Source organism: Lancefieldella parvula, from assembly GCF_963530955.1.
GTDB lineage: Bacteria > Actinomycetota > Coriobacteriia > Coriobacteriales > Atopobiaceae > Lancefieldella > Lancefieldella parvula_A.
On sequence record NZ_CAUSFQ010000125.1, the window covers coordinates 1 to 2,863 of the forward strand.

Here is a 2,863-nt window from a genome sequence, read left to right on the forward strand (position 1 = left end):
GTCTCTTGATCATCGTACCGATGCACTAGAGAAGCGTGAGCACCAGCTTTCCAGTCTTCAGGGTCAGCTTGATCGTCGTAAGAACGATTTGGATTCTCTTGTTTCTCAACAGTCTCAAGAGCTTGAGCGTATTGCTAACCTCACTAAAGATGAGGCTCATGATGAGCTTCTTTCTCGTGTACGCTCAGAAAGCGTTCGCGATGAGGCTATGATTCTTCGTGAGTCTGAGCAGCGCGTTCGTGCACAAGCAGATAAAACTGCACGTGAGATTATTTCTACCGCTATTCAGCGTGTTGCTGCAGATCAGGCTTCTGAGATTACAGTAACTTCCGTCCATATCCCATCTGATGATCTAAAGGGTAGGATTATTGGACGTGAGGGTAGAAACATTCGTACCTTTGAGCAGGTATCTGGTGTTTCTCTTGTTATTGATGACACTCCAGAGACTGTAGTTCTTTCAAGTTTTGATCCAGTCCGCCGTGAGACCGCTCGTGTTGCACTTGAGAACCTCATTGCAGACGGTCGTATTCATCCAGCACGTATTGAGGAGCTCTACAAGAAGGCTGAGGCTCTTGTTAACGAGCGTGTTCTTGAGGCTGGTGAACAGGCTGCATTTGATTGTGGCATTCACGATCTTCATCCAGAGATTGTAAAGACTCTTGGTAAGCTTCGCTACCGTACTTCTTACGGTCAGAACGTTCTTGCTCACTCTGTTCAGGTTGCAGTACTTTGCGGCATTATGGCTGAAGAGCTTGGTCTTGAGCCTGCTCCAGCTAAGCGCGCTGGTCTGCTCCATGACCTTGGTAAGGCAATTGACCATGAGGTTGAGGGTCCACACGCTGTAATTGGTGCAGATCTTGCTCGTCGTCATGGTGAGCGCCCAGAGATTGTTCACGCCATTGAGGCCCACCATGCAGACATTGAGCCAAATACTGTTCTTGACATGCTTGTTATGGCTGCAGACGCTATTTCTGCTGCACGTCCTGGCGCTCGTCGTGAGTCTGCTGAGAACTACATCAAGCGTCTTGAGAAGCTTGAGGCTATCTCTAATGCGCATGAGGGTGTTGAGCGTACTTACGCAATGCAGGCTGGCCGTGAGCTTCACGTGATGGTTGAGCCTCAGATGATTAGCGATTCCGAGGCAACTGTTCTTGCTCACGATATTGCTAAGCAGATTGAGGATGAGATGGAATACCCAGGACAGGTTCGCGTTGTTGTTATTCGCGAGTCTCGTGCTGTGGACGTTGCTAAGTAATTTATGGCAGCCACTTCTACTGACTTAACAGGTTTTGTCGCCTCCATGGGAGGTGAACGCGCACTCCGTGTCGAGGAATCCCTCGGCGCGGGGTACGTTCGTTTACGCGTAGCAGAAGCAGAGCGTAGACAGGCAAAGCATGATATTCGTTCGGTAGAAGATATTGTTATCGAGCTCTTGCGTAATTCTCGCGATGCTGGTGCTCGTCACATTTATGTTGCAACATCAAAAGAAGGCATGCTTAGAACCATCACCATACTTGATGATGGTCAGGGCATTCCAAAAGACATGCAGGAGAAAATCTTTGAAGCTCGTGTAACTTCAAAGCTTGAGAGTATGCACATGGATCGTTGGGGAATCCATGGCCGAGGCATGGCTCTCTACTCCATTAAAGAAAACTGTGAATCAGCCCAGGTTGTGGCTTCGGCTCCGGGACTTGGTTCTGTTATTCAGATTGTGGTAGACACTACTAAAATTTCTGAGCGAGTAGATCAGTCTACTTGGCCAACCTGTGGTTTGAATGAGGATGGAATCAAAACAACCGTTAAAGGTCCTCATAACATCATTCGTACCTGCTGTGACTTTGCGCTTGAGGTCAAAGGCTCGTGTGAGGTAATGCTGGGTTCCGCTGCAGAGATTGCTGCTACCGCTCGCCGCAGAATTGCTCAGACGCTTGATATCGCTGACCTGCTCTTTGTTGAAGGCTTTGAAAACGTTCCTGTTCTCGAGCGCTTTAGGGCCGCAGCGGATGCAACAGAGCTTTCTGAGGTTTGTAAGTCTCTTGGTCTTTCAATGTCAGATAGAACTGCTCACAGAATTATTGCTGAGCAGATTAAGCCTTTGCGTAGTGTGTATGCACAGGTCAGCCGCAACGTTGAACCTGAAGGGGTTTCTCGCGAAATTGATCTGATGAAAGACCACCGAGGTCTCAAGATGAGTAAGGCTGATATCAGCAGTTTTTCTCGAAAGATGGAGCAGAGTTTTGCTGAGTTGTCCGAGAAATACTACGTTTCTTTGACGTCTGAGCCTCGTGTTCGTGTAAGTAAAAACAAAATTGTTGTGACTTTTGATATTGAGTCGCAAGAGTAGAACAAACGCACAATAATTGGAGCACTCATGGGTTTGCTTAAAGTTTCAAGTAAGTCTTCACCAGCTTCTGTAGCAGGAGCTATTGCGGGACTGGTTAAAGATAATGAGCCTGTTATGCTCCAGTGCATTGGTGCGGGTGCAGTCAACCAGGGCATCAAGGCCATTGCTATTGCGCGCGGCTTCTTGATTCCTTGCGGTCTGGATATCACCTGTGCTCCAACGTTTTCTGATATCGAAATTGCAGGGGAGAGCAGAACTGCAATTAAAATTGCCATTTATGTCCATACACTGTCTGCCCCTGATACGCAGACTCCAGCTGTTAGTTCCACTGAGTATAACGAGGTACTTTAAGCATGATTGAAAATTCCGAGCTCGTAGGAAAAACATATCACATCAAAACTTTTGGTTGCCAGATGAATCTGCACGACACAGAGCGTGTCTCTGGTCTGCTTGAGACTTGTGGCTGCAATGAGGTTTCAGATACCGACGACGCTGACATTGTCATCTTTATGACCTGCA

At 47.6% G+C, this 2,863-nt stretch carries 3 protein-coding genes and 1 pseudogene; all 4 read left to right on the forward strand.

The window, feature by feature from the left end:
* Positions 1-1,255 (forward strand): ribonuclease Y (rny, locus tag RWJ43_RS06570; protein ID WP_314009123.1); only part of this gene is annotated, 1,255 nt, incomplete at its 5' end.
* A 3-nt stretch (positions 1,256-1,258) separates the two neighbouring features.
* Positions 1,259-2,344, forward strand: coding sequence for an ATP-binding protein (locus RWJ43_RS06575; protein ID WP_314009125.1), 1,086 nt, complete (start codon positions 1,259-1,261; stop codon positions 2,342-2,344).
* 27 nt (positions 2,345-2,371) lie between these two features.
* Entirely contained in the window at positions 2,372-2,695 is a 324-nt protein-coding gene (locus RWJ43_RS06580; protein ID WP_035427621.1) for a stage V sporulation protein S, read from the forward strand.
* 2 nt (positions 2,696-2,697) lie between these two features.
* Positions 2,698-2,863, forward strand: a pseudogene (locus RWJ43_RS06585) (tRNA (N6-isopentenyl adenosine(37)-C2)-methylthiotransferase MiaB); the annotation flags it as partial.